This is a genomic window from Ktedonobacter racemifer DSM 44963, from assembly GCF_000178855.1.
Taxonomy (GTDB): Bacteria; Chloroflexota; Ktedonobacteria; order Ktedonobacterales; family Ktedonobacteraceae; genus Ktedonobacter; species Ktedonobacter racemifer.
The window spans coordinates 2,409,233-2,433,806 of sequence record NZ_ADVG01000003.1 but is presented as its reverse complement, the minus strand read 5'-3'; the positions used below and the strand labels follow the sequence as shown (position 1 = coordinate 2,433,806).

Sequence of the window (24,574 nt, the reverse complement as noted above, 5' to 3'; positions counted from 1 at the left end):
GGAAACACCCTGAAAAGGAAGCAGCTTTTGCCTTGCCCTCTTGCTCTGTGGTCGTTCGAGATGTATTGACACCTTCTGTACACAACCATCCGCATCTGGAGCGGTTTTTCGGCGCGTCAATGGTTGAGCTGCTCACGTTTCGGGGCAAGTGCTCACCCTTGAGGTCAAAAGGTGCTCACTTTCCTCCGAAAATAGGCTTCTAATGCTGAGATAAAGCTTAGGTGCAGCTCATTTTCATTCGCTTTCATGTCGCGGAGCGACATCACGCTTTCAGGGCATTTACCAGCTGCTTCGCGGGAATTCCGCCGGGGAAACATGTCGTGACCCCATATCCTCTCAGTCGCTTCATGACCTCGACTTTTTCAAGAGATACCTCAAAAAGCATCCCAACTCGGCTCAGCTTCTTCAGGCAGGTCTCACGGCCTGGTTGCTGATCCCTTAAGTTGGTGCGTATGGGGATGTTCCCATGCCACCCTCTCATTTTCAGATGCTGTGTCGATCTTCCGCTCCCTGAACTGTACTGGTTTCTCTCGCAGTATCCTGGGGTTTCCACCCTATCTGACCTCTCTCCCTGACACTTTTTAGCTCATGTAGAACATCTTCAAAGAGGAAAGAAGTGAAGGGAGAGGCGTATTTAGACTCTGATATAATGAACAGCGAAATGAAGGAGAGGAGCCCTACAGCATGAGTGAGAACTGCATTTTTTGCCAGATTATTCACCATCAAGCCCCAGCCTATGTGGTGACAGAAGATGAGCACATTATCGTCTTTCTTTCCAAAGAAAATCACCCGCTGGTCGTGCCCAAGCAACATATTCCCACTATTTATTCCTTGGATGACGTAACTGGTGCCCACATCATGAGAGCAGCAAGAGAGATCGCTCGTGCTGTCAAACTGGGACTGGAGTGCGAAGGGATTTACCTGACGCAAGCTAATGAGTCAGCTGCTGGTCAAGAGGTCTTCCACTTTCATCTGCATATCTACCCTCGCTGGCGCGCTGTCGATTTTCGCTCACAGCAGACCGCCCACCACATCAGCAAGGCAGACAAGCAGGAGACCTTGCAGAAGATCACCGCATCCCTGTACAGAGAGCAATAGTCCCGGCGCATCAAAAGCGAAGAGAAAAACGCCATTTGACCGACGAACCTCGAAATAATAAACATTTCTTACGTTCGCAGAGACGAGAGGAGTTGCCCGCAAGATCTAACAGATACAGCCTGCCAATGCGGAAAATGCTCTTGTCGCGGCGGTCATGGCGATCATAGCGATCGCGTTTGCCATGATGCATACAGGAGGCAGCTCCATGAACCAGCCACCAGACGGCGAGAAAGAGCACGAGCAGCATCCGATCGATGCGATCCAACCGGCGCACATGACAGCTTTCCCACTGCCACCCACGACTCTTCAAATCCTGGAAGGTGGATTCCACTCGCCACCGCAAGCGATACTCTCGCAAGCGGGCTCCACCTGCGGGACGGTCAGAAATGACCAGCAGAGCTTCTTCCTCATGCGGGTCCCAATAGGCACTCAGGTTGGTCTCAAGCTGTTCCTCCTGCCATAACCGAACGCGTCCATAAAACCGCGAGCCTTGCGTGGCGACCACATCGCAGACCCGACGAGAAGGCAAGAGATGACCAGCAGGCGCGTAGGGCTGGCAGGTATGATGGGCACAAATTCTGAAGAGGTAATGCCAGCCGTATTTCTGACAAAGAGCGACCATCGGAGAGCAGCCAAATGCGCTATCGCCAAGCACAGTGCATTCCGCCTCGCCGATGTGAGGAGCCAGTCGCTTGAACAGCTCTTCAATGCACTCCCACAAGCCTTGATCCCACCTTTGCCAGCCTGGCATGACTTTCCATACCAGCGGTAAAACGCGAGAATGGTGCAGCAGACCGATGTAAATCACTTGCGCATGCTCTTCATAGGAGGTGAGATCGATGACCAGGCGCAACGGGCCTCGCCGAAAAAAGGGCAGCACTTGGGCAAGCAGCGCGTCCCAGGTCTTCTCGGTCTCAATACGCTCATTGCTTAAAAAGCGCTCCAGACGACGCTCGATGCTACTCGCCTTCGCTTCACTCTTGGCTAACAGCTCTTCGGCCACGACCGGGATCACCAGACTCCGGGCTTTGATCACTCCGACCACAAACAGCGCAAGCGTTTTGCTTTGATGCCCATGCAAGTGCGTAAAAAATTCCTTGACCTGGTCCTGCCACACAGTCCATAATGGATTCCTCATGGAGATTGTCCTCTTTCAGCTCACATTTCTGCTTGTAGGACGATCTCTTCTGTTCGCCGACCTCCTCCCAGACACAAAAGTCCTCTCTCAAGCTGCCAGGTACTCGGTGACGCGTGCGTCTCACCCCTTTTGCTCTTATTTACTCGTTATCTTCCATTGAAAAAGTGTCAGGGAGAGAGCCCTATCTGACTCCAGCGGTCAGGTCTTTGTCTTCCATTTCCCAGGCGTGGTCTAGCGTGTGAAACGCGGTATGCCGAATCAGATACCGCAGCGGCCAGGTTCGGGCCATTTTTCCCTCCGCATGAAACGCCCGAATGGCGCTGTAATAAGCGTCGCGGTGCGCTTGCAGACTCTCGTCGTTGAGTATCGCACTCTGGAGAGTGTACACCCCGACCTTCTCTGCCCACTGTTGTTCCGCACGAATCGTATGACCGACGATGTGATCCCGATCACGCCCTCCCCCTCGCGGCCCCTTGCGCATGTCAGCCGATACGCGCCCACGTACGTCGTCGAAAAATGCCCAGCACGCCTGCATCAGGGTCAGTTCACGTTCCAATGCTTCGCTCGATAGGTCTTGCTTATCGATGCTTGAGCATGCGAACGAGATGCTCCAGAAGTCGGTTGAGCTCATGCCTGGATAGTGTTCGACCACGTCAAGCGTGCTGAGAGTTGCAAACTCTGCATCCATCCCAGCCAGCTTTGCCACCTGGGCATAGCGTGGAAGATAGGATTGTAACCGTTCAAGCGCGGCCTCCCCTGTCTTTGCCCCGCGCTCTAGACCGGGCCAATCCGGCGCTACTGCCACCACCTTCTTGCCTTTGGGGCCAATTTCGAGCGCTACTCGAAGTTGCTTCGCCATCTTTGCTCCCCCTTTATGGTCAAGAGGCCAGGTGCTTGCCTCCTGGCCTTTTTTGCTTCTTTTCTCAATATGGTACCATCAAAAGCGGTTAGAAACGACCCTTATATCAAAGGCTTCATCTTTTTAGAGCGACGTTTTTGCCTTCATCGATTGCGCCCCCTTTTAAGTATTAATGCTGACGTAATTCTGGGCCGATGTGGAGCCGAAATGACAGTTCTATCAGGCAGGTTCATTGGAGGAATGGGTCTTCCGCGGGTTTGGTGAAAGCTCTTCACTAGGACAAGAGCGAGGTTCTGGTTCTCTGCTCAAAGAGCACAGGGTTTTTGTTCAATAAGCTCATCCTTCACCAAAGAAGCGGAAGACCCGCATAATGTTAGGATTTACGCCCAACGAGCTTGAAAAAGTTCTTTGCCGCTCGTTTTTCTTCATTTTCATCCAACAGATATGAATCACATGTGTGCACGAGGTATTGATTAGGTTTCCTGTGGATCATTAATGATCCCACCTTCCGCTTCCCCTTTGGGTTTACCCGGCGCCTGGTCACTGAAGCAACCATTGGTGATGCGCGACAAGAGCCATGGCCGAATAACGAGCGCCCAGTTGATTGTCTTTCAGAAGAGGAAATGAGAGCACTTCTCCAGCAAGAACAACGCGGGCGTTCTTAACACACACGACCTTGCACTGGATACGACTTCTTGAGAGGCCATATCCAGTGCAATGGAGAGAGTTCAAGAAAGCGCTTTTTTGGAGGCAATAATTCTATAAATAATAGAATACAAAATTTTGGTAATTTCGGACCCTCAAAAAGCTGGGGAGCAAAATGTTTCGTTCGTTCACACACGTGGTCCTTGGTTCCATCTCAATTGTATGGTGACTCATATACCCTTTCGTGGTGAACACAGGTGTAGCCCCTGTTCCTTTGAGGCATTCCTGTCTCCCACGCGATGCGCAACGAGAGGTGTATTGTTTTCGTAGCCCAAGGCTCTCCCGTAACAAAGGTGCTGAGGCAGAAAGGATGAGAGGAGGACCAACAGAGAATGACTCCTTGCCTCGACTTCCTCGAGGGTATTGGCTCCTTTTGTTCTCGGCCCAGACCTGGAGCACTGATCTCCATATGCCCAGCTTCCTCTGCATGCAGAGGAAGCTGGATACAGAAGAAGCTTGAGGTGCTGTCAACCAGAGGGCACAGGACGTGAATCGCTGTGTTCCCTGCCCGTTAGGCGGCCGAACCATAGGGGCGGGTGAGGATTTCTAAGCCGTGCCCAGTTGGGTCGCGGAAGTAGACGCCCCGTCCGCCATGATTGGTATTGATGCGACTGGGCAGGGTCGCCTGGGGATCGGCCCAGTGTTCGATCCCACCTTGGAGGATACGCGCATAGATCTCGTCGAAACTCCGGTCATCGACGAGGAAGGCGTAATGCTGCATCTGGATGTCGTTGATGCCTGGTTCAGCGAACTGGAGGAAGACGCCCTCGTCCAGCCTGACAGAGACGAATGGTCCCCAGACGGTTGGTTCGGGAAGGCCAAAGAGGTGCGTGAAGAAGGCTGCCGAGACGTGCCGATCTCGGGCGGCAACGATCGTGTGGTTGAATCTGATAGACATGTCTGTCCTCTCAACATCATGGCGCCTCCATGTCTGACGCTATCCGCCACCGACACGCGACGCTATCTATGTTATACCATCCTCACCCAGGCAAGAGCAAATAGTGGACGCACCCACGGGTTGCGCAACGAGCTGTATCTGTCACCTAAAGCGGCTCTGGAGGCCATGTCGTGACCTTTGCCCCCGTTGCGATCAGGCGGAGCTTCCACAATCTTGAGCGCCCGGAACCTTTCTTAGTGAATGGGCTTCCATAGCTCCTTTACACAATAGAGGCTTCTTGCTGCAAGCTCGTTGCGCAACCCGTGGGTGTCTGCGTCTCTGTCGAGGAGGCGCAAAGGTGTGAGAAACATTTGTCTATGATAAAGGGCAAGCAGTCAATGGCATCTGAAGTGAAACACAAACAGGCTAAGGTACTCATGCTGCCCTACTTGCATACGTTGAGTATCATTTCTTGTACAGATCTCTCCCTGTTTACCATGCCGTTGCCTGAGGAGGTTACTGAAGCCGATGCCTTGTCTCCCATGGCGATGATGGTGACAGATCACGATCCCAGACACGATCGTCATTTCCATAGGAATGAATGAAAGAGAGCCAGTAGTCACCAGACACCATGGGGTAAACCCAGGGGCTTGCACCTCACCTCTCTCTCACCAGGGGAGTAGGGGTGGATGCATTGACGAGCAAGACGGGCCTGCAAGTCGTGAGGACGGGTGACAAGCGGTTCAACCAACCGCTACTTCCCGGAGTTTCGTGGGGTAGATCTCTTTTCTCTCAAATAGTCGTCCCAAACGGCTTCTTACCTGTCTTTGAGCACTTCTGCTAGTGGCACCTGTGTTCCTGGTACCAAATTGGGTGTCTCATATGGCACACCCTTTGTTCTGAGTTGAGCGCAAAGGGTATGCTCAGTCGGCATATCCTTTGTCACTTCCGCTCAATTCTGTCGAGCACAAGGGATGCTTCTTCATGATTCAGGGTATTGTTGAGAGGAAGCAGGGTATTGTCAACTTAATTACAATTGTAGAGCTTATAGAAGAGAAATAGACCTCAAAGTGGGGATTGTGCCCTGTTTCTTGCCCTTGTTTATTCGAGAATTATGGCTGATATGGCATCGAAGTGGTGAAAGCTCATCAACAAAAAAATTTAAGTTGACAATACCCTTTCCGTTTCTGATTCGCCGGGGTGACGCGTTTTGTCGCCCTGGATCTCCACCGCACATATCTGGTTGTCGGAGCTGTTGATGGCCACCAGAACGTTGTGCTGACACCACGCCGTTTCGGCTTTGAGGCGTTCTGGGCATGGGCCTGGCGAACACCTGTTTCCATCCGATGCGGTCGTCTTGGAAGCAAGCACGAACGCCTGGGAGATGTATGATCGCCTTACACCTTTGGTGATCAGTGTAACCGTCGCTCATTCGTCAACGGTCAAATTGCTTGCCTCCGCGCGCATCAAGACCTTTTTGGCGAAGGAAGTCAGATTACGGATAATGAAGATCTCTCTGCTTTCTTCTTGACAAATTCACACATCGGTGCCGGATGGTTTCGTAGGTCAGCACGATCCCACGCTCAGCCATGAAGTTCTTCGATGTCACGGAAGCTGAGGGAGAAACGAAAATACAACCAGACAGCATGACTGATAATTTCTGGCGGGAAGCGAAACCCTTTGTAGGGAGATGTTGGGACCTTCTTTTTCATGGGTCATTGTATCACACTGTTCAGTTTTCTGTAGGTGGTCTCTCTAAGTTGACAATACCGATGAAGAGCAGGTATCCAGTAAGGATACCTGCTTTCTTTTGTTCCTTTGGAACAGTGGCGATGAGGCTAGCGGCGCCAGCCACGGTTATAATCCCAGTCGTGATTATAACCCCAGCCACGGCGATGATGATCGTCCCAGTCATAGCGACGATGATCGTCCCAGTCATGGTCATGATCGTGTCCGTAGCCTTGAGTACCTACGACCTGCTCCAACTCCTGTTCGGTGAGGTCGTGGATCCCTACTTGCTCTGTAAGAGAGGAATCACGTGTGATGGGGGCGAGTGTATGAGATTTCATGAGTTCGTTCCTTTCTCTATTTACAAAATGTCCTACAAAAAAGTGTTGTACTTTTCCGAATATCTTTTCTTGATGTCGTCAGATGGCGCTAGTTAATTGTAAGATAGCATATATTATGCTTCTTTTTTTATTGTACTTTTAAGTGCAAATAGTAACAAATTATGTTTTTTTGATATCATTACAGGTAGAACCCCGCTATCCGGTGGTTGCGCACAACTGCCCCTTGCGCAGTCGAAGGCTGGTTGGCTTGGCTACTGGAGCAGTGGGTTCACTTTGTTTCTTTCGCCGCCCTCGCCGCTTGGGCTCAATCCAGAGCGGGGAGCGACTTTGTACTGCTGAGGAAAATATGGTCTTTTGCATATCCATATCTTGTCAATGGAGCCTGATTTTTCCAGTCCCTCCCAGTTTCACCAGTTAATGATATTGTTGGCGAATGAGCAGAAGCTACGCAACAGCTACTTGCTTGACAGAAGCGAGCAATTCTGCAAAGCGAGATGTTGGGGTGGTTGCCAGCTTCGCTTCTGCGATCCAATGACAAGCCCGAAGCATGTTGATGGAGGTCGCCGTAAGAAACGCCTGGAGATTAAGTTTTTTCATGCCAATGTATCGGGACCTCCGTATCTCACAGGTACGTACACTTTGAGCAACGGTTCCTTCAATGCCCGCTCGCGCTGCATACAAGGCTCGAAATTCAGCGGTTTCCTGACGTTTTCGAGCCTGCTGAAGTGCCACATAGGTGGCTTCATCTGGTCGCAGAATGAGCACTTTGGCTGCGGTTGACGAACACTTCTCATGAAGCGTGCAAACCCGACAAAGGGGAAGAGGGAACCGGATACGCAGACGTGGCTTCCCATGTCGATCAGGGATGTGTCCCCAATCTCGGCTTGTCTGTCCAGCCGGACACAGGACCTGTTTGGCCTTCCAATCGATGTGGAAGTGGCTATGATCAAAACGCCCAGCTTCTTTTGAGGCCCAACTGGTATCAGGAAGAACCGGTCCAACGAGGTCAATCTGATGACGATGCTGACTCGTGGCAAGCAGTTCGGCATCCACATAGCCTTTATCAACTAGGTGTTGGCTGGGAAGGAGCCGATTGTCAGCCAAGCGTTCATGAAGATCTTCCATGACCTCTCCATCTGGGAGCGTGGATGCTGTCGTTGTGACTTCTAGCACAAAATGAGGCTGATCAGCATCGCATCCTTCAGTGAAATGCACCGATGTCTCCAACCCATCCAGTCTGCTTCTTCTTGCTGTATCGCGCCTCCATATCATATGGCGATTGGATCAAGAGCGCCGCTGGTGGAAGCTCTTGATCTTTTCTCCAAGGCGTTCCCTGCTCACACGCGTGATACTGCTGGATCCAAATTCTTCGGAGAATCTCTACTGCTGGGAGTTCTTGTAACCAAGCATGGGTTGTGCTGCCCCAGATGCTCTCTAGGAGCATTCGGCCGTCAGCTCCAATCTGCTCTGCGAGCTCTTGGCGCGATTTCTCTTCCTTTGGTAAACGAAAGTCGCTAAAGCGTGATCGATACCGTTTTTCCCATTCAGGTTGCACGCGCTCAAGAAGCCAATCGGGAGCTACTTCTGCCAGGATATTAAGGACATGGCGCATGGTTTCTCCAACACTTTCAAGACGGTTCACAGCTCGAATAGCTGCCAGTACATGTGTTGAATCGGTGCGTTGTTTGCCTCGTGCTTTGACCCAGCCTCGTTCTCGGAACTGAGATAACATCAGATCAAAGAGGCGCCGCTCGGCTTAATGAGCGAGGAGACGAGCGCGAAATTCACTCAACACGGAAAAATCAAATCCTGGATCCTTGATTTCCAAACTCAAGGCGTATTTCCAATCAATGCGCGTTTTCACTGCATCTGCTGCTTGCCGATCCGTCAACCCCTCTGCATATTGCATCACCATCACCAAAGCGAGTCGCCAAGGTGATTCTGCTGGTTGCCCTTTTGCTGGAAACAGATCGAGGAAATCTTCATCCTGAAAAAACGTTCCTAATGCATCTCGCATATGAATACACGTATTTCCATTGGGCAAAATGGCGCGTGCTATCTGTACGGTTTCTTCTGGAACTGGCGGGATCGCTTGGGGATGGAGTGACATAGGTTCTCTCCTGAATGCTTGTCTTTTTTGTGCTCCTTCAGTATCTCATATTTTGCTCCATATTAATTCGCCAACAATATATTCTGAAAAAGCTGCAAAAAAGCAAAAAAGACTCCCTAACGCCACACCATGTGGCTGTGGTTTTCCTCACCTGCCTCTTGAGATGCCAGCATCCATCAGGCTGCTGGCTGCGTGATCTGATACCCCAGACGTTTGAGACGTTGAATCAATTCGCGCTCCACCTTGCCGCGATCCCTCTGGCGGAAAAACTCCTCTCCCTTCTCTTCATAGTCTTGCCCCGTTGTCATCATCTCATAGTAGATGACCAGGATGCTGCGTCCCACGGCTAAGGCCGCACGTTTACTTCCTCGCCGCTTTTTCAGACGACGGTAGCGTTCTCCCAGGTAGGTATGCGAGCGGCGAACGGCATGGGCGGCTTGCACCAGGGCCGTTCGCACATAGCGATTGCCTTTACGACATCGTCCACTTTGTCGTTTGCCTGCGCTTTCCTTGTGTCCCGGGCAGACTCCGGCCCACGAGCTGAGATGTTCGGCATCGGGAAAACGAGAAAGATCGGTTCCTACCTCTGCCATCAAGACATGGATGATGTGCGAACTCACCCCATTGATCTTTTCGCAGCGTGTCATCTGTTCCTCAAAAGGGTGCAGATGCCGTTCGATTTCCCCTTCCAAATGACTGATGGCACGATCTTGCGCATCAATAAGTGTGAGAAGCTCTTGTAAAAGAAAGCGATGGTGGACTCGTACTTCGGCGGTCAGGGCCACGACGGCTTGCTCATGGGTCGCTTTCACACCTGGAAGCAACAAGCTCGCTAAGCGCTCGGGGTCACGTTCTCCGGCACACATGGCCCGTAACACCGCTCGGCCTGAGACCCCCATCACGTCAGTAACCACCGAGGGCAGTTTCATTCCTGCTTCTTCGAGCACTTTTTGCACTCGATTGACCAGGCGCGAGCGTTCCTCGACCAGGTGGATACGTGTGCGCGTCAGATCACGTACGTCTTGTTGCTCCTGGCTGGGAACAAAACTGGCCTTGACGAGTCCATGTTGCAGCAAATCGGCAATCCATTCCGCGTCTTTGACATCGGTTTTTCGCCCTGGGACGCCTTTGATGTGCTGGGCATTGGCCACCACCAACTCAAAGAAGCCCTCCAGCCGACGATACACCGGCATCCAATATACGCCCGTGCTCTCCATCCCCACATGCGTGCAGCGCTGCTCAAGCAGCCACGCGCGTAAGGCCAAGAGACCTGCTGTGTCGTGATTGAAGGTGCGAATCTCTTTCTGTCGTTTCCCCCCTTCAATCACACTGACACACACGACCAGAAAGCCTTGATGGACATCAATCCCTGCACATCGCTGATACATGACCTCCAGACTCATCGTACCTGCTCCTTTGTTTGTCTGCTCTTCTTCGTTGAGAGGGCAACCTCGAAGGCGGGTGTCTGTTTCAGTGCAGTATATTCTTCGTTCTCTTCTCACTCGACGCTCGCCGAGCGCCGAGGAGGCCACATGGAGTGGTTCGCCCAGACACCTCAGTACAGTTTCTTAAACACGCTCGGACACAGTATTTTGTTGGTCGTCTTTTCTCTGGGAGGTTGCTGTTTCGAGTATACTCCTTTTCATGCGGAGTGGTGCGCCGCCCCAGCGGCGCATGACGTTTCTTAATGGAGTCCTACCGCAATCCAGTCATCGACCGCTGGTCCGTCTTCGTCAGGAGCGACTGTGCTCAACCACCGGTTAGTGTGGCTCTACCCTGGTGGGTAAACTCCAAAGGAAAAAGATGTCTATTCAGGGATTATTTCCTATCCTGCACGCGGGTCATGGTTGCGTCGTATGCTGCACCATCTGTAACTTCTGCTCCTTCATCTGGTCGCCAACCGCCGTCGAGGGTGTTGCCATCTTCACTGAGTGTACCTGTATACTTCGCCCCTTTCGTCCAGTGAGTGACAATGTTGCCCTGAACATCCCATTCGTATGGAAGAACATTCCCTGACATATCTGAATAGACGTTTGAAGGGAACGTCTGACTGGTTGGATCATAGGAGATGATTTCCACGCTCTGGCTTCTCACCCCCTTAAAGGTTATCTCGCCTCTGATCTGCAGAAAAAATTCACCTGGTAACCACTCAAAAGTAGACCATCCACTAATGTTGTCCTCTTTCGAGTTCAGCGTCCGACCTTTTAATTCCCATGTGCCGACCAATTTTTCCAGGCGCGAGAGGGCAGGATCGGGTTGGGGTCGGGACATGTGCATTGATGATGTGTTTTCGTTCTTTGTCATGATACGGAATCTCCTTCTTCGCAATTTCTGTCCTTTTTGAGGATTCTTTACGGAGTCGGGTTGGGACCTCGCTACTCACCTTCTCCGTTGCGCCGAGACAATGTGACAGGTCTGCGCATCTCAGAGCCTCTCCATTTTTTTCAGCAGTTCTGCAAGATGCTTATAGGTCTCAGTGACTCCTTCTACTGCACCACCCTGGAGCATATTGTCGCGATCAGCAACTGATTGGAAAACAGATTGGGCCATGACCCTGGTTCTCCCACCAGGCAATGCCTTAAACCTGATGGTTTCCAGACCTACATGCCCCTTTTCTGGCGCCCCTTCAAATTCAAAGGTGTCAATAATGAGTTCTGGAGCAAGAACTTCGTGATACACCCCGTGAAATGCATGCGCATTGCCATTTTGATCTGTGTGGAAATATCGCCAACGTCCACCGCGCTCTGGCTCAAACACGTCAAGCGTCATAGTGAATCTTCTTGGTCCATACCATTGAATGTAAAGCGCCGGGTCGGTGAACGCTTTAAAAACAAGCTCTCGTGGTGCATCAAATTCCCGTGCGATAATTATTTCTGTTTTTCCTGGCTCTGCACTTATATTTGTTTCATTTGTTGACATCGAATGTTATTCATCTTCTTTCTTGTCTGTTCCTACGAGTTTCTTTTTCTCCATTTCGAGCACTGCATCTAATGTATCAAAGCTTTCGCTCCACCGCTGTTTCATTTGCAAAACCCATTCTTCAAAGTGAGACAGCATCTGTGGATTGAGGCGATACACATGCTTTTGCGCACGTTTCTCCATCTCCACCAAGTTTGCCTCACGTAAGACCTTGAGGTGTTGTGAGACCGCTTGTGGGCTGAGAGGAAATTGCACATAGATGGCAGTAGCAGGTAACTCCCCACTACTCGCAAGGAGTTCTAAAATGTTCCTTCTTGTTGGATCAGCAAGCGCAACGAACATATCCATAGACAGCATTATAAAGCCTTAGCTTAATTAAGTCAAGGCTTTATATCATACTCGCTTTATAAGTTTAGAAAGCAAAAGAGACGCACCTTACTCCGGTTTGGTGGTAGGAAGCTTTTGTGAGGGTGGTGCCGTCGCACGATTTCCTCGCGTACGATATCGACCTCGGGAGGGGCCGTGATCCCGAGTTTTACCTTCCCCTCATGTACCTCGAGCACTTCTACGAGAATAGTGCCAGAGATGAGAATTCTCTCTCCTTCCTTGCGCCGTAAAACTAGCATGATGGGTCGTTTCTTTCTTTTGTGAAGGGGTCTAATGGCACTGGCGGGTTCGTAGGTGGTGTTTCCTGCTCCGGAGGCACGATGTTCTCTTCGTAGGCGCTGGCGACGGCTTTTTTGATCACCTGCCGTTTGCGCAGCGCGGGGCGAAGTAGCGGGACCCACTTGGGGTCGGGATGCTTGACGGTGACCTCTCCCTCCCGCCGGGTGCCATCTTTGCGTGTCGGGTAGCTACGGGTAAAGGTGTCGATGATCCGCTGCTCATAGAGCAGATCCTCTGGTTGGGCCTGGGCCAGCCAGTTCTGGCGTTTGTTCGTGCTTGTGGGTTCTGGGGCTTCGGCCGCAGCAGGACGAGAAGCCCTCTCTGAGAGGTCGTAGGTGACGGTGGTGTACGTGCGCGAATGCGTGATCCACCTCTCTTTGGGCTTCCCTTTTCCGCGTTTTCGTGGGACGGATGCTTTGGTCTGGTAGGAGACAACACGATCAGGAAATGCTGGAGCCTGAGGGGAGCGTGCATAGCGTTTGTGGAGCATCCCGGCCGCGATGGCAAGCCAGCGTGTCCAGGGAAACACCTGGCTCATGTGCTGGTCGTGTGGCAGGACCCAACACGCGTACTGTGTATCATAGGATAGGCGCAAGAGGACCGATGCATTCTCGCCAATGATATCAATGTTCCAGCGCGCGGCTTCCTGCCCGAGGATCTGGTGCGCCTGAAGCCAGGCGTCCAGATGCATGCTCGGATCAATGAGTCTATTGAGCTCTCGTGCTGGGTAGCGTGGGTAGAGAAACACGGCTCGCACGCGGCCCAAGGGACCTGGTTGTGGCTCCTCAAACTCGATCCAGTACCGTTGATCCGTCTTGAAGAGGTCGGTGACCAGCGTGTTATAGTGGGCTAGCTGGTCATCAGGTGTGGTCCACCCCTTACGCACCCAGAACTCTTCAAGGGTCTGGAGGAGGTCCTGGTACATCTGCCTGGCAGAGGCTGTCCAGAGCCAGAGGTGTGCATGGTCCAGCATCTGGCTGAAGATGCTGACGTAAAAGGGGTCAGCCTGCACCGGGGGAACGCCTGACGTGATCCGCTCCCCGGCGAACATCATTTTGAAGACTTCCACGAAGGGTTTTCCCTCCGCAAGGATGGTCTCAATGGTGGCAATCCAGGCCTGATTTCGCCGGTCTCTCTCCTCCTGAGAGAGGATGCCGTTGGGCGTATCATGAAAGGCGACAGGGCGATACTGATGGGAAACATGGGTTCTGCCAAACTGTGTGTCTCTGGCAATTTCATGCTCTTTGCTCAAACGTGCGCGGACAAGCGCGTCGAGATGTGTCTCTTCAAGGGTCAGAAAGGGCCTATAATGCGTGAGAGGGGCTTCGAGGCACTTTTGTTTCTGCTCGGGAGGGGCTATGGCGCCTAAGCAAAAGACGATGATATAGTAGTTGCCACCCGCCATATAGGTGTTGACGGTCAACGTCAGGTCGATGGTCGCGACAATCTTTTCAAGCGCGGCGAAGAGCGCTTGTTGTGCGCTCCGACCAGGGACCTGAACCGCACGATACCAGGCGGGAAGAAGCAAATCCGTCATACGGATTCCTTTCCAAAAACACGCTCCCACCAGGAGCATATGCCTAGGATGCTGCGTGACGCGTATGATCGCGCTCCTGGTGGGAGTGAAGGACGAAGAGAAAGAAGTTGGAGAGCGGGAAAGGCTGCTGGAGGAGGGGGAGAACGGGCAGTAGGTGTGGGCGAAGAGCCCTGGCAAGAAGAGGTCTGTGTCATGCGTGAGGCTCTTCCCATTGGGCCGCCTCAAAGACCCTCGGCAAGAGGCGTTGCCAGAGGGTATAGAGATGAAAGATGGTGGTTGGCTCTTCCTGTGATAGGAGTGCCGCGTGGAGCAAAATCAGGGGATGGCGCGTAAAAAGCGCGCTGCTCAGCGTCTCGGGTAGTTGCCAGAGAAACCCTTGCCAGCCCATACCTGGCATAGGCTCGACCAGGTAGGCAAGGCGCGCCAGGTGAGCAGCGCCAAGTGGCTCACATTCATCGGCCCTTGGAGGAGGAAGGGTGCGTTCTCCCCAGCGCAGTTGCCAGGCGACGGCATCGAGTTCCCCGGGCAGGTCCGTTTGCCAGGTCAGCATGGCGTCCCCCATCTGTGTGAGCGACCAGGCGCTCTCACGTGGTGTCTGCTCTGCCATGGCAAAGAGAAAGGCCTGAGGAAGTGCGTCTCGTGCGGAAGAGCGCCTGTCGGTCGTAGTGACGATACCCAGGTCGGTCGTCAGAGGCTTCGAAGAGGTATCGGGGAGGGTATTGTCAACTTGATGAAGAAATGGAAGAGTTTTTTTGAGGGAAAGGGAGAAGAGGAGGGAAGAAGCGGAGGGTTGGAGAGGAGAGTATGGTGTTAGGCAGCAACTTTCCCGCCGATCACCTCGTTCCACATCTGGAAGCGATCCTGCATGAGGGCGCGGTAATCTCTAGCCGTGAGACGATGCCGTTTCGGCCGAAAGTGATCCAAGATCGGCCCAAAAGCGGAGAGAAACCGTTGGGCTTGGCCAGGGGATTTGAAGCGCCGCATGGTGCGCTCGCGTTGCCGCGTCGGTTGATGCGAACGTTCCGCGCGGTTATTTAACCCCTTGTGTTGGCGATGCTCAACACTCGATAGGATTTCCTTCTTTGCGGCGGCATAGCTGGCCAGCTTGTCCGTGATGATCACCCGTGGGACGTATTGGAGCCCTTTGAGTAATTTTCGAAAAAACTTCTTGGCCGCGTGTTTGTTGCGTCGGCTTTGCACGAGGATATCCAGGACATCGCCCTCCTGATTCACAGCTCGCCATAGGGAGTGGGTTTTGCCATTGATCTTCAGGTACACTTCATCCAGATGCCACTTGTCCCCCGTTTTCGGACGACGACGTTTCAGTTCATTGGCGTACGTCTGGCCAAATTTCAGACACCATTGCCGGATGGTTTCGTAGGTCAATACAATCCCACGTTGCCCCATAAGCTCTTCAATATCACGGAAACTCAGCGAGAAACGGAAATACAACCAGATGCAATGGCTGATAATCTCAACCGGAAAGCGAAAGCCTTTGTAGACGGGGGCAGATGCTTGTGTTTTCATAATGATTAGTCTACCAGACATTTTAGCCTCTCAGCAAGTTGACAATACCCGGGAGAGCCCCTCATGTATTGCCCCACGTGTGATGCGAGGGACCATGCCGACCGCAACGCCTCCCGCGTCATTGGCCAGCGGCTCCTTGCCCGCTTTCGCGCACAGGAACATCACCAGGAAAAGCCTCAGGCTCCTCTGCAGGCAGAGAGGCCCGCGAAAGCGGGAGGTGGGCGGGGCTCCCAGGCCGCCCAACCCCCATCCGGGGGCACGGCGCTCCGGAGAACCATCCATTCTCGGCGCAGGGCATGGAGCCGCGGTCGCGCAGGGCACCGCGCAGCACGAGACGTGAGGGATGGCAAGCGTCTCGCCAAGATATTGCTCACCCACTAGAGTCGTCCCCACGGGACATCCATTCAGAGGGTCGCGTACGTCGCAATGCCACAAGAAGCCGCGCGGTTTGAAAACCACCAGCGGAGTGTCACAGTATCTTTCTGGCAAACGGCAGCTTGCGCAGCAAGTAACCGCATCCAAAGCAGAGAGGCAGGCCAGTGATGCCTATGAGCAGGAATGTAAGCAGTGGATGGATCGGGAGCCCTTTCAGCGTGAACCACAGCAAGGCAAGGATCAATGGGTGCAGAATATAGACGGCGTAGGCGTTGCCTGCTAACCACATTGTAAATCTGTTTGCTCTATTGAGCCGTTTACGGAACAGGGCGAGCAGGGTAATGCACATCGTTATACCAAAGACAGCCTCCCACAGGGCATAGTTAAATGTTTGCCAATGCCAGCCTCCATCCATAACGTACGCCATGGCATTTTCTCCGCCATAGAAGATGATTGGCAGGAGAAGAATAAACGAGCCGAGCAGACAGAATAGCCCTGATCGGACAGTTTGTGGTAGCGTTGCCATCCAGTTATAATGGTAGGCGATCAGGCCAGCCAGGAACAAAGTGATATACTGAGCAGCATATCTTATTTCATAGTAAGGAAATAGCCCATCGAGCCATCCCAACCCATCGAGTGGAATACTACGTATCAAACCGGTAAGGGCCGCCAGCACCAGCACACAGAGGGCCAGTGAGAACAGACTCGGAAATGAGTGGGTCTTCGGGACTATTAAAGAGTGCTGGCCTCGCAGTTTACGCCATACTACATAGCCTGTGGAGAAGACGAGCAAGACTCCTACAAACCAGAGAGGACCGTTGAGTGCTCGCCAGGGTAGTAGATACTTGCTGAAAAAGAGCTGAAAAGGCTGTGGGAGCCCGTCTCCAATATAATTAGTGAGCGGGCCAATGAGCAGACCATACACTACTAGTGGAATACCCAAGCGGAGGAGGCGATCCCTCAGAAAAAGACCTGCCCCTTTGCGATCATAGGAACTGGGAATGAAGCAGGCTGAAATGAAGAAGAACAATCCCATGAAAAACGTCTGGTTCAGGATCATAAAGACACCAATGACAGCCAGTGTAGCTGCATCCTGTACTGGCTCTTTGTAATACCAACCTGGAATGTGATGAAAGACGACCAGACAGGTCAAAAAGACGCGCAGGTTATCAAGAAAATGCAGCCGTTCACTGCCTCTTTCCTCTCCCTGCATGTCAGTAGAAGAATGTTTCGTCAGGGGAAGCATAGCCTCTTTCCCTTCCTCTCTAAAATTTCATGAGATGAGCCGCCGGATCCCCTCTCTTTCAAAGAGGGGTAAGGCGGCCCTCACAGAAAGTTCACAAAAGTGAGAACAGATATTATACTGATGTGTATGGAGGCACAGCACACCAAACACGCCACCTACCCGCAATAGCTTTATAGCGTGTGACAGTTGAGGATAACAAGGATGGGGAAAAATCCCGTTCCTCTCGAAAGCGAACGACATGCAGCAGATCATCACCGCCAAACTCAAGCTCACAACCACGCCAGAGCAGGTGCAAGCGTTACGCCAGACGCAACTGGCCTATCGCGATGCCCTCAATGCGGTGAGTTGCTGGCGCCGCTCTCGTCTATCTCACATGTATCCCTATAAGCATTAGGATGGCCGTTGTGATCGCTGCCACCACCATGGTCTCTGTTTTCTCACTTTCATGATTCCTTCGCTATTTCCTTTTGCGCTATTTTTAGCTATCCAGCATGATAACGATCATAGTAAATGCCAAGTGAGACCTTTCCACTTAAGCGAACAGCTTAAGGCCGATCACCGAGAGGATCACGCCTACTAAGCAGAGCATTCGCAACGGGCTTTTCGCTTCGCCAAAGAAGGTCATCCCGACTACAGCAGCTCCGGCTGTCCCTATTCCTGTCCAGACAGCGTAGGCTGTAGAAAGAGGGATCGTCTTCATCGCGAAAATTAAGAGGCTAAAGCTGGTGGTAAATGCGCCGATGAAGAACACATAAGTAAGCCAGGTCTCCTTTTTCACCGTTTTCTGGAGGCCAATCACTCCGACTATTTCAAAAAGACCGGCGAGCAGAAGCAAAACCCAGTTCATTCAGTAACCCCCTTGTAGCTCGTCAGCTTCAGGCCGATGATGCAAAGCAGCAAAAGAAGGATAAGCCCCCCTTTGAGAAAGCTGACTCCTCCATGCGAAATGATCGACTCGACCACAATGGTTCCAACGGTCCCGATCCCAACGAAAACGGCGTAAGCTGTCCCGATGGGGATTCTTTTTGCTGCCCGAATGAACAAATCAAAGCCGAGAAAGAGTGCAGGGACCATAAGAAGGTAGGGGACAAATTGGTATTTCAAGCCGCTGGCCCAGGCAATCTCCAGCATCCCTGCGAGTATTACGAACAGCCAGGCTCTATTTGTTTTCCTGGCGGAACCTGCCTTCACTGCGGAATCGGTTTCCATGATGGCGCCTTTCATCTGTAAATGTGTACATCCGGTGGAAAAAAATTTGATCACTATTCGGGCGAATAGCGGCTCATCCTCCCTCTTCTATTTGTTCCTCTCATGCTCTCACGAGCCAAGAAAGTCCCCTTCTTTTCAGAAACATCACCCCATCCATTTACCGGAGAATGGTGCAAAACTCCCCGCCGAATGGAAAAATTCGTGCATCAGTCACAACTCGTTGTTCCATGCCTGGAGATCCATCGACGAGGCGTTCTGCTGCCGTGTCTCAAGCACCTGCTCAGAGTATAGAGTAGAGGTAGGGAGGGGGGCATCACCCAGTCGGGTAGTTCTATAGGTAGTAACCAATGAGGAATATCAGCGCGGAGATATTTAGAGGAGCTTCAGGTGACGTGCCGCCTCGCTGGCCTCCAGGCGTGTGCTCACCCCCAGTTTACTGTAGAGCCGTTTCACGTGATGCTTGACGGTGTTGACCGACACGACCAACGCTTGCGCAATCTGCTGATTCGTACGCCCGCTCACCAGCAGCCGCAATACCCGTTGCTCCTGTGCAGAGAGGGGTTCAACGAGCAGATGCCGGGGGGCGGAAACGACGGGAGCATCTGCTTCGCCAGGTACCGCAAAAGCGCGCAAGATCGTCTGCGCATAGGAACGCAGCGCTGTGTCCTGGAGGGCTGGCACAAGCTGACGCAACAGGTGAGCCAGCACCTCTCCCTCGTCCAGAAAGAGACGCAGGAACCTTTCGCTGCGCGTCTGGATGAGCACTTGCGTGAGCCACTGATGGGCGGCCTGCTTCTGTCTGCAAGCGGCGTGGGCCAGTGCCAGGAGCAGCCGAATTTCCAGGCCCTCGAGCGCCAGCCGTCGCTGCTGGGCAGTGGAAAGCAGATGCTCTAGCTCAGTGCGAGCAGCGGTCGCCTGTTCCTGAGCCAGCAGCAAGCGCGCATGAAGGATCTGTCTTTTCAGATGTTGTGTGAAATCGAGCAGTTGAGCGCTGCGGGTCAGGGTTTCCAGACCCTGCTGTACCGCCTGGAGATTCCCCGTTGCCAGATGGAGACGTGCCTGCCAGATCAGCACATCGGGGAGTATCCACAAGGCCCAGGGCGTCGATTCTGCCTGCAAGCGGGCCAGAAGGGCGGCAAGCTGCTGCTGGGCTGAGAGGGTTTGCCCTCGTGCATGCTGCAGCAAGGCGAGCAGCAAGGTCCCGCGGTTCTGGATATCGTGGTTGTCAGGCATCAATGCCAACGCTTCACGTGTCTGCTGCTCTATCGCCGCCAGGTCGTTCCATTCAAACGAGAGCATGGCCAGACCGAGCAATGCCTGCGCCCTGTCCTCGCGATCTTCCTGCTCAGGGACAGCGGAGAGCACCTGGTGATAATACTCGGCTGCCTGGTGCAATTCGCCTAGCATGAGGGTACTCAATCCCAAGAGCATGATCATTTGCCGAGTGAAGCGCTTGTCTCCCACAACGAGGCTGCATGCATGCGCTTGCAGGATGTCCTCTCGGGCCTCACTGTACCGCCCTTCGCGTATCTTTCCGAGTCCGACAAAGCTCAAGCAAACGCCGCGCCCTGCCTGCACGAGATGATCCGGGTCATCATCTGGGAGCAAGACGAGCGCCTGCTGTGCGTACTCCATCACTCGGGGAAGTGGTTCCTGCCCCTGGCTCGCCATCACGCGGAATGCGTAGATGCCGCCGATGAGGGCCGGCTTCCCCTGGTGGCGCCAGCTCTCTTCAGCCATCTGAAGCAGCGCATCAATGCGTTCCCCGACTTCCACGGGGGTCGGTGCCTCTTCCTTCCCCTCCTGCGGAAACCGGAGCGCCCAGGCATAATCAAGACAGAGCGCCGGGTGGGCGCGCAGGACGGGCTCCGGTATCTGCGCCAACCACCGGCATAGCGTCTGTGGCCCCCAGTTTTGCCTGTCTGGGTCCGCTTGCTCAATCAACAGGGCACCCCGCTCCAGGTCACGCGCCAGCAGGGCGGCCTCGATCGCCTCAGAGGAGAGCCCATGCTGCTCATACCAGCTGCTCGAGCGCCTCGACAACGTTCTCAGTGCTTCTTCACCCAGGCGGAGGGCCGCTTCCTGGCGCAGCGCCTGCGCGAAGAGGGCATGATATCGGTACCACTCTCCAGACCCATCCAGTGCCTCCAGAAAGAGACCTGCCCGTCCCACCGTTTCTAAGAGCGCTGCTCCCTTCTCACTGTCGATGATGGCGTTGCAGAGGGAACCGCTCAGATGGCCAAGGGCGCTTGTTTCTAACAGGAAGAGCTGCAACGCTTCCGGCTGGGCATTGAGGATCTCCGTCACAAAGTAGTCTAGTAGCGACTGATGTGGCGGGGAAACATCTAGCGAGAGAAGATAGTGCTCGACCTCATCCTGGGTTTGCCGACCGCGTAGGGCAAGCGTCAGGAGGCGCAACCCGGCCACCCAGCCTGCCAGAGAGACATCCAGCCGAGTGCGAGCCGCCTCTGAGAGAGGCATTGGCAGTGTTTGACCCAGCGCCTGAGACAGAAACGCCACTGCCTCTTCCGAAGAGAAGCGGAGATCGGCAGAGTGCAGTTCGTAGAGCTCTCCTTTTGCCCGCCACCGCAAGAGAGGAAATGGCGGATCTCCGCGTGTCAGCACGAGCACACTCACCGTCCTGGGCAGGTGGTCAAGGAAAGAAATCAGCGTTTCGTGAATACGCGGCTCTGCGATGACATGATAGTCGTCCAGGATAAGCAGCCCGCTCTGGATGCACTGCACCATATCGTTGAGCAACAGCGCCAGTACCGTGTCCAGAGGTTGCTCCTCAAAGGGAGGCCGCATGGCGGAGGTGAGGTGTGCCAGCGCCGTCTGCCCCACGCTTTCCTGCCACTTCTGGCAGGCAACAATGACAGAGCGCCAGAAGCGGAGAGGATCATTGTCGCTGGTATCGAGTGTCAGCCATGCCACGGTTGGAAAGGTCGATTGGGTGCAGCGCTCTGCGATCCACCTGCTTACAGCCGTTGTTTTGCCAAAGCCAGCAGGCGCCTGCACGACGGCCAGCTTGTGGACGAGAGCGGCATCAAGCCGGGTCAGTAGGCGCGAACGTTCCACCAGTCCGGCTGGGAGGCGGGGGGGAAACAGCCTGGTGGTCAACAGGAGATCGCCAGGCGCAGGCAGAGCATCCGATGGAGATACAACGGGCGATAGCACGCGGGTGAGGGTCTTTGCCTCCTCCTCCAGACGGGCGAACGTCACGTTGGCTGTCCGTCCGAGATAGCGCTTGCGGGTGCCGCTAGAGGTCGTATGGTAGGCATACCAATACAGCCCTCCTCGTGGCCGCGCCTCTTTGTAGACATTGAGGCGGCCAGAAGCGCCCTGGAACGCAAAGGAGGTCGAAGCCTCAAGCCAATTCAGCCACAGCTCTTCATCTCCTGGACGAAAACGCTGCTCGGGATGACCATGGGTCGAGAGCTCATACTGAGTATGGTCCTTAGACCAGATAAGTGCGTGAAGAGGTGACCTAGGCATACGACCTTTCTTCTGCTCTCGCATTGTTCCCAACTCTGCTTTATTTCTCCCAACGCCTCTAAGTATAGCAGAGACAAGGCAAGCAGGTAAATAGCGCTTTGTATTCGATGGCCACGCACGAGTCGCAGAAGCCACGCAAAGAGGGAACTGAAAGCGGAAGTGCCAGAACTGGGTGAACTTGCCCAACCTTCCTGGAGAGATGAAATGCGTGCATACTTGCCACGAAAGAGGAAAACTATGAAAAAAGCCAAAAGTAAGGCAAGCTCACCAGACGCTCCTCTCGGGAACGGAGGAGCAATTTCTGCGAGAACGCTTCTCTGTGGAGGATAGCTGGTGTGATCCTGGTTCAACAATTCGGTAACGGCTCCTCACCCTGGCACAGGTGACGCCAGTAATGAGCAAGTTCTTCAGACGAAACAGGTCTCTCGTTCTCAAGCCCCAGAAAAGCCCACGAGAAACCCGCCGCAAGCCGCTGGGGCCTACAGATCCAGCGGCTTGCGGCGGGTTTCTCTGCCAAGATCCCACCTCCCTAGAGGGTGAGGCAACGTTCCAGCATATGCAGAGACGAGCCATGTCGCTGGTTCAGCTTTTTTCAACCTGGTGAACCAGATCCCGGAATTCCTGCGTTGCCTGGCTCGCGTATCCTCCCATGATGCCTGCTCTGTTGAATGAGACGGTGGGGCAACTTGAAAAAGCGGTGGCAGAGACAAGCCAGGCACCCTCCTGAAAAAAAGTCAGCACATCATAGCTGCCTTCCGCTCCCTGCAAGTTACAGCTGGAATCCTTGTTGGAGGGCCAGGGGAGCAAGTTGTACGCAGTGTGATACAATTTCTGGATGGTGCTCTGGTCTCTAGAAATGCGGAAATCCGGCCCGGAGCCTGGCTGTATGCTAACAGGAGCGTGCTCGATTTCCAATATATCGGGCCTGGCTGGCGCGAACGTCATGCTGGGAAGCTCCTGGTCCAACTGCTGCTGAAATTGCCCGGTCAGGCGCAAGGCAGGAAACGTTGTCTTTCCGAGCATTCTGACCAGTGAGCAGTCACCGCGAAACACCTGGGCGCGCAGGAGGACCTCGCCCTCGTAGAAGAAGAGGTCATCGTAGGGGGAGGTCTGATCTCCGCACAATCCGGTTGTGGACGGTGATGTAGAGAGGAAGGTAGAGAGATATGTGAAGAGCCTTTGAACCTTTCCGGCCGATGTGATCTTTGCGTAGAGCGGGACCTGGACGTTGCCCTGGTAGCGAACAATTTCCAGGCGATCAGGATGTGTGACGTGAGGAACGCTGGTGATGGCTTGATCGAGGAGTGACCAGAAATCCTGGTTGGCCTGGCGCAAATCGCCGCCGCGCAAAAAGAGGTCACTGCAGCCACCCCGGTCAGCTATGATGGTCTCGGCCCTTTGCGCACCTGCCCAGAAAACCAGTTGATATCCAGGGCCAGCTACGGTTGGACAGGCTCGTCCTGGCGCTGGCTGTGGAGAGGCCAACGCGGCCTTATAGAGTTGTTGTGCGGTTTCCTGTTTGATGACATATAACGTCTCTGGAGATGTATTCCCATATTCAAAAAACTTGATCTGGAGTTTAGTCAAATCGGCGCTGCTATGCAGATTCACCAGCGGTTTCGGATCGCAGGCGGTAAAGAGCAAGGCGCAGAGTATCGCTATCAAAGCAAGCGTAGCAAGGTGCACTGGTGCCCTCATCATTCTGTCTCCCTTGATTCTGGTCATTACGCGAAGAAGATATTCCTCTTAGGAGGAGACGTTTTCGGTCGTGTCTTTGTTGCAATAATCGATCGGGGAGCCACAGTATAAAGAAAGTGGTGCATGCACCAAAACCGGTTGTGTTGCAAGAATGAAGGCACGATGATAAACTCTTCTTTATTTGGAGCGTCGCAGAGGAGTTCTTCATCATGATCAAGCAAACTCCGTTCAAATGGCGTCATTTTGAAGCCGAGATCATTCTTTTGTGCGTACGTTGGTATCTGCGCTATTCGTTGAGCTATCGCGACTTGGAAGAGATGATGCTCGAACGAGGTCTGCACGTTGATCACACGACGATCTATCGCTGGGTGCAGCGGTATGCGCCGGAACTGGAAAAACGCTGCCGGTCGCACCTGAAAGCGTGCAACGACTCCTGGAAAGTGGATGAGACGTACATCAAGATCAAAAAAGTCTGGACATACCTTTATCGAGCCGTCGATTACGAAGGGAACACGCTGGAGTTTCTCTTGAGTCCAACGCGGGATGCCGAGTCCGCCACACGCTTTTTCGTCAAAGCGCTTGCATCGACTGCTCGATCAGTTTCTCAAGCTCGTCCAGTCAAGAAACAGGGAGCTCAGCCCATGGCTCCGACGGTTCCCACTCCCACGATATTGACTCCTCGTGTGATCAATGTCGACAAAAACGCGGCCTATCCTAGGGCCATTGCCGGCTTAAAAGATGTTGGAGTCCTGCCTCAGCATGTGGAATTGAGACAGGTGAAATATCTCAACAATCTGATTGAACAAGACCATCGGTTCATCAAACGCTTGACGAAGCCGGGGATGGGCTTTTTCTCGTTCGAGACAGCCAGCAGAACTTTACAGGAATATGAGGCATACAACATGATCAGAAAAGGACAACTGCAAGGGGTGAACAAAGGAGATGTGCAGGGTCAGGTGGCCTTGGTTGCCAAGCTGTTTGGAGTGGTAGCCTGACCGAACGAGGAGAACTCTTCACGTCTTCTCCCCTTCATCATCGTTTTTGCA

General features: G+C 53.4%; 21 protein-coding genes and 2 pseudogenes. 4 read left to right on the top strand and 19 right to left on the bottom strand.

All coding sequences use genetic code 11. The annotated features are described in order from the left end of the window. Nucleotides 1-684: 684 nt before the first annotated feature. Nucleotides 685-1,098 (top strand): HIT family protein, encoded by a 414-nt coding sequence (locus tag KRAC_RS39725; protein ID WP_007916323.1) that lies wholly within the window; start codon nt 685-687, stop codon nt 1,096-1,098. 10 nt (nt 1,099-1,108) lie between these two features. On the opposite strand, the gene KRAC_RS39720 is transcribed toward KRAC_RS39725, so the two are convergent. The 14 genes and pseudogenes from KRAC_RS39720 to KRAC_RS39655 all read right to left on the bottom strand — a co-directional run bounded on the left by KRAC_RS39720 (nt 1,109) and on the right by KRAC_RS39655 (nt 15,505). Further along, nucleotides 1,109-2,236: a transposase gene (locus KRAC_RS39720; RefSeq protein ID WP_007917156.1), complete on the bottom strand. Its 1,128-nt coding sequence runs from the start codon at nt 2,234-2,236 to the stop codon at nt 1,109-1,111. Nucleotides 2,237-2,417: 181 nt separating this feature from the next. Next, nucleotides 2,418-3,095, bottom strand: coding sequence for a hypothetical protein (locus KRAC_RS39715; RefSeq protein WP_007917154.1), 678 nt, complete (start codon nt 3,093-3,095; stop codon nt 2,418-2,420). Between the two features lie 1,216 nt (nt 3,096-4,311). Beyond that, nucleotides 4,312-4,698, bottom strand: a complete 387-nt coding sequence (locus KRAC_RS39710) for a VOC family protein (protein WP_007917152.1) — start codon at nt 4,696-4,698, stop codon at nt 4,312-4,314. Nucleotides 4,699-6,226: 1,528 nt separating this feature from the next. Then, nucleotides 6,227-6,389: pseudogene (locus tag KRAC_RS76880) on the bottom strand (IS6 family transposase); the annotation flags it as partial. A 126-nt stretch (nt 6,390-6,515) separates the two neighbouring features. Then, on the bottom strand, nt 6,516-6,746 hold the full coding sequence (locus KRAC_RS67250) for a hypothetical protein (protein WP_007917150.1): 231 nt from the start codon (nt 6,744-6,746) through the stop codon (nt 6,516-6,518). Between the two features lie 444 nt (nt 6,747-7,190). Then, nucleotides 7,191-8,856, bottom strand: a pseudogene (locus KRAC_RS67245) (IS1182 family transposase). A gap of 176 nt (nt 8,857-9,032) precedes the next feature. Further along, nucleotides 9,033-10,259 (bottom strand): IS110 family RNA-guided transposase, encoded by a 1,227-nt coding sequence (locus tag KRAC_RS39690; RefSeq protein WP_007917147.1) that lies wholly within the window; start codon nt 10,257-10,259, stop codon nt 9,033-9,035. A 415-nt stretch (nt 10,260-10,674) separates the two neighbouring features. Continuing rightward, nucleotides 10,675-11,160, bottom strand: a complete 486-nt coding sequence (locus KRAC_RS39685) for a DUF1579 family protein (RefSeq protein ID WP_007917145.1) — start codon at nt 11,158-11,160, stop codon at nt 10,675-10,677. Nucleotides 11,161-11,280: 120 nt separating this feature from the next. Continuing rightward, a complete protein-coding gene (locus KRAC_RS39680) occupies nt 11,281-11,775 on the bottom strand; it encodes an SRPBCC family protein (RefSeq protein ID WP_007917143.1) in 495 nt (164 codons plus the stop codon). A gap of 6 nt (nt 11,776-11,781) precedes the next feature. Further along, nucleotides 11,782-12,123, bottom strand: coding sequence for an ArsR/SmtB family transcription factor (locus KRAC_RS39675; protein ID WP_040446747.1), 342 nt, complete (start codon nt 12,121-12,123; stop codon nt 11,782-11,784). A 56-nt stretch (nt 12,124-12,179) separates the two neighbouring features. Next, complete coding sequence (locus tag KRAC_RS39670) at nt 12,180-12,401, bottom strand: carbon storage regulator (protein WP_007917139.1); 222 nt, start codon at nt 12,399-12,401, stop codon at nt 12,180-12,182. After that, nucleotides 12,395-13,978, bottom strand: coding sequence for a hypothetical protein (locus tag KRAC_RS39665; protein WP_007917137.1), 1,584 nt, complete (start codon nt 13,976-13,978; stop codon nt 12,395-12,397). The genes KRAC_RS39670 and KRAC_RS39665 overlap by 7 nt, the downstream gene beginning before the upstream one ends. 190 nt (nt 13,979-14,168) lie before the next feature. Then, on the bottom strand, nt 14,169-14,825 hold the full coding sequence (locus tag KRAC_RS39660) for a hypothetical protein (protein WP_007917133.1): 657 nt from the start codon (nt 14,823-14,825) through the stop codon (nt 14,169-14,171). Continuing rightward, nucleotides 14,789-15,505 carry an IS6 family transposase gene (locus tag KRAC_RS39655; RefSeq protein ID WP_007917126.1) on the bottom strand — a complete coding sequence of 239 codons (717 nt, stop codon included), beginning with the start codon at nt 15,503-15,505 and terminating at the stop codon, nt 14,789-14,791. The genes KRAC_RS39660 and KRAC_RS39655 overlap by 37 nt, the downstream gene beginning before the upstream one ends. Nucleotides 15,506-15,568: 63 nt before the next feature. Here KRAC_RS39655 and KRAC_RS39650 point away from each other — a divergent pair, with 63 nt between their 5' ends. Then, a complete protein-coding gene (locus tag KRAC_RS39650; protein ID WP_007917124.1) occupies nt 15,569-15,886 on the top strand; it encodes a hypothetical protein in 318 nt (105 codons plus the stop codon). Nucleotides 15,887-15,974: 88 nt separating this feature from the next. Here KRAC_RS39650 and KRAC_RS39645 read toward each other — a convergent pair whose 3' ends face one another. Further along, nucleotides 15,975-17,126 carry an acyltransferase family protein gene (locus KRAC_RS39645; RefSeq protein WP_007917122.1) on the bottom strand — a complete coding sequence of 384 codons (1,152 nt, stop codon included), beginning with the start codon at nt 17,124-17,126 and terminating at the stop codon, nt 15,975-15,977. A 238-nt stretch (nt 17,127-17,364) separates the two neighbouring features. Here KRAC_RS39645 and KRAC_RS72260 point away from each other — a divergent pair, with 238 nt between their 5' ends. Beyond that, a complete protein-coding gene (locus KRAC_RS72260; RefSeq protein WP_007917121.1) occupies nt 17,365-17,520 on the top strand; it encodes a hypothetical protein in 156 nt (51 codons plus the stop codon). A 138-nt stretch (nt 17,521-17,658) separates the two neighbouring features. Here KRAC_RS72260 and KRAC_RS39640 read toward each other — a convergent pair whose 3' ends face one another. The 4 genes from KRAC_RS39640 to KRAC_RS39625 form a co-directional block, all read right to left on the bottom strand. Beyond that, nucleotides 17,659-17,973 carry a DMT family transporter gene (locus tag KRAC_RS39640; protein WP_007917119.1) on the bottom strand — a complete coding sequence of 105 codons (315 nt, stop codon included), beginning with the start codon at nt 17,971-17,973 and terminating at the stop codon, nt 17,659-17,661. Beyond that, nucleotides 17,970-18,335, bottom strand: a complete 366-nt coding sequence (locus tag KRAC_RS39635) for a DMT family transporter (RefSeq protein WP_007917117.1) — start codon at nt 18,333-18,335, stop codon at nt 17,970-17,972. Before KRAC_RS39635 ends, KRAC_RS39640 begins: the two co-directional genes overlap by 4 nt. 372 nt (nt 18,336-18,707) lie before the next feature. Beyond that, entirely contained in the window at nt 18,708-21,830 is a 3,123-nt protein-coding gene (locus KRAC_RS39630) for a winged helix-turn-helix domain-containing protein (RefSeq protein ID WP_157507595.1), read from the bottom strand. 582 nt (nt 21,831-22,412) lie between these two features. Beyond that, the gene (locus tag KRAC_RS39625; RefSeq protein ID WP_007917113.1) at nt 22,413-23,531 is read right to left on the bottom strand and encodes a hypothetical protein; all 1,119 of its coding nucleotides are present in this window, start codon (nt 23,529-23,531) and stop codon (nt 22,413-22,415) included. A 206-nt stretch (nt 23,532-23,737) separates the two neighbouring features. On the opposite strand from KRAC_RS39625, the gene KRAC_RS39620 reads away from it, so the two are divergent. Further along, on the top strand, nt 23,738-24,523 hold the full coding sequence (locus tag KRAC_RS39620) for an IS6 family transposase (protein WP_007917112.1): 786 nt from the start codon (nt 23,738-23,740) through the stop codon (nt 24,521-24,523). The last annotated feature ends 51 nt before the right edge of the window (nt 24,524-24,574 follow it).

Bases quoted from the DNA above. Each gene is read 5' to 3' on its own strand.
- KRAC_RS39725 (WP_007916323.1), top strand. From the start codon at position 685: ATGAGTGAGAACTGCATTTTTTGCCAGATTATTCACCATCAAGCCCCA.
- KRAC_RS39720 (WP_007917156.1), bottom strand. From the start codon at position 2,236: ATGAGGAATCCATTATGGACTGTGTGGCAGGACCAGGTCAAGGAATTT.
- KRAC_RS39715 (WP_007917154.1), bottom strand. From the start codon at position 3,095: ATGGCGAAGCAACTTCGAGTAGCGCTCGAAATTGGCCCCAAAGGCAAG.
- KRAC_RS39710 (WP_007917152.1), bottom strand. From the start codon at position 4,698: ATGTCTATCAGATTCAACCACACGATCGTTGCCGCCCGAGATCGGCAC.
- KRAC_RS67250 (WP_007917150.1), bottom strand. From the start codon at position 6,746: ATGAAATCTCATACACTCGCCCCCATCACACGTGATTCCTCTCTTACA.
- KRAC_RS39690 (WP_007917147.1), bottom strand. From the start codon at position 10,259: ATGAGTCTGGAGGTCATGTATCAGCGATGTGCAGGGATTGATGTCCAT.
- KRAC_RS39685 (WP_007917145.1), bottom strand. From the start codon at position 11,160: ATGACAAAGAACGAAAACACATCATCAATGCACATGTCCCGACCCCAA.
- KRAC_RS39680 (WP_007917143.1), bottom strand. From the start codon at position 11,775: ATGTCAACAAATGAAACAAATATAAGTGCAGAGCCAGGAAAAACAGAA.
- KRAC_RS39675 (WP_040446747.1), bottom strand. From the start codon at position 12,123: ATGGATATGTTCGTTGCGCTTGCTGATCCAACAAGAAGGAACATTTTA.
- KRAC_RS39670 (WP_007917139.1), bottom strand. From the start codon at position 12,401: ATGCTAGTTTTACGGCGCAAGGAAGGAGAGAGAATTCTCATCTCTGGC.
- KRAC_RS39665 (WP_007917137.1), bottom strand. From the start codon at position 13,978: ATGACGGATTTGCTTCTTCCCGCCTGGTATCGTGCGGTTCAGGTCCCT.
- KRAC_RS39655 (WP_007917126.1), bottom strand. From the start codon at position 15,505: ATGAAAACACAAGCATCTGCCCCCGTCTACAAAGGCTTTCGCTTTCCG.
- KRAC_RS39650 (WP_007917124.1), top strand. From the start codon at position 15,569: ATGTATTGCCCCACGTGTGATGCGAGGGACCATGCCGACCGCAACGCC.
- KRAC_RS39645 (WP_007917122.1), bottom strand. From the start codon at position 17,126: ATGCTTCCCCTGACGAAACATTCTTCTACTGACATGCAGGGAGAGGAA.
- KRAC_RS72260 (WP_007917121.1), top strand. From the start codon at position 17,365: ATGCAGCAGATCATCACCGCCAAACTCAAGCTCACAACCACGCCAGAG.
- KRAC_RS39640 (WP_007917119.1), bottom strand. From the start codon at position 17,973: ATGAACTGGGTTTTGCTTCTGCTCGCCGGTCTTTTTGAAATAGTCGGA.
- KRAC_RS39635 (WP_007917117.1), bottom strand. From the start codon at position 18,335: ATGGAAACCGATTCCGCAGTGAAGGCAGGTTCCGCCAGGAAAACAAAT.
- KRAC_RS39630 (WP_157507595.1), bottom strand. From the start codon at position 21,830: ATGCCTAGGTCACCTCTTCACGCACTTATCTGGTCTAAGGACCATACT.
- KRAC_RS39625 (WP_007917113.1), bottom strand. From the start codon at position 23,531: ATGATGAGGGCACCAGTGCACCTTGCTACGCTTGCTTTGATAGCGATA.
- KRAC_RS39620 (WP_007917112.1), top strand. From the start codon at position 23,738: ATGATCAAGCAAACTCCGTTCAAATGGCGTCATTTTGAAGCCGAGATC.